The following is a 1,304-nucleotide window of genomic DNA, read 5'->3' as shown; positions in this document are numbered from 1 at the left end:
GACGATTTCTTTCACATTGCGCCGATCAACCGTGCCTGAAGAAGATCCAGCTTGGCACGCCCATACATTTGCCTTTTAACGAGCTTCAGCTTGTTGATCTGCCCTTCGACCTGGCCGTTCGACCAAGGTTCGGTGATGGCGGCGGACACCGCTGCCTTGTCTTTCAGTATCCCGTTGGCGAAGGGGGCAAACAGACTGTCGCGTGCATCAGCGATCCACGGGTCGAGTTCTGTCTTGGCCTTCATTCGGATCATTGTCTGGAAACGATCAATTAGATTGCGAGCTTGGATCAAGGCGGGAACGCCGACTTCTATGGCCGCAATGGTGATTGTGTCAGCCTTACTCAGTTGATCACGAGCAGTTGTCATCAATCGGGCAATCGTTCTGGCAGATGGCACTTTTTGAAGTTGCTGTTCGCAGACCCGCTCAGACCGCCGTCGCCTTGCGGCCCACTCCCCAACGACACGAGAACAACCACGGAAACCTTTGTACTTTAGCTGTCGCCAGAGTTCAGCGCCGTTGTGCTGCCCAGATCCCCAGAGTTGATCCAACAGTGGCAGATAGGCCTCAAGGGAACTTTGTCTGACACGAAATACATCAGTTCTGTGACCGCGGACAATCTGGCGAACCGTTCCGCGGCTATAGCCGGTTTGTCGCACGATTTCCTTTATTGGCACGCCATCGGAAGCCAGCTTGGTGATTGTCGAATTCACGTCCTCACGCCGTAGATAGCTCTCATATTGCAGTCGTTCAGCGCAAGTGAGTAGCGCAGGATTGATCGTCGTAGCACCAATTGCGGTACGGATCGCCCGCATGGATTTGCGCACGACGTCGAGGAACGCTGCGCTGGCGTTCTCCATCAAATGCCAACGATCTGCGACCTGCATAGCATGGGGTAAAGCCTTGGCAGCAGCTTCACGATAGACGCCGCCTCTATCGCGTGAAACAATCGCTATTTCGGGGTGCTGAGCAAGGAACGTCGAAACTGTCGCGATCTCCCGGTCAGGCAGAAGTTTGATAATCCTTCGCTTCTCAAGATCACATACGACAGTTCCATAGCGGTGATTGCGGCGGAAAGCCCAATCGTCAATTCCGACGGCGTTTAGAGCATCATCCGGCACCATGGATTTTCTTCTCACCGCACGGATGAGTGTGTCATTGCTAACTGGGATCATCAAGCGCTTGGCAAAGGCTGCTGCGGGCCGCCCTCCCAGAGCCAACCCGAGATGATGTACGACGGTATCAAGTCGAGCGGTTCGACGGCTGCGCTCCGGAACGATAAGCTCTCCAAACCTTTCGACGAA

General features: G+C 54.5%; 1 protein-coding gene. It reads right to left on the bottom strand.

Annotated features, from left to right (window positions below; genetic code table 11):
- Window positions 1–11 precede the first annotated feature (11 nt).
- Window positions 12–1,304, bottom strand: a 1,293-nt coding sequence (locus OIV19_RS23555) for an ISL3 family transposase (RefSeq protein ID WP_264234331.1), incomplete at its 5' end; no start/stop codon positions are given.

This window comes from Brucella sp. HL-2, from assembly GCF_025846885.2.
Taxonomy (GTDB): Bacteria; Pseudomonadota; Alphaproteobacteria; order Rhizobiales; family Rhizobiaceae; genus Brucella; species Brucella quorumnocens.
This window is presented reverse-complemented; position numbering and strand designations above follow the sequence as displayed.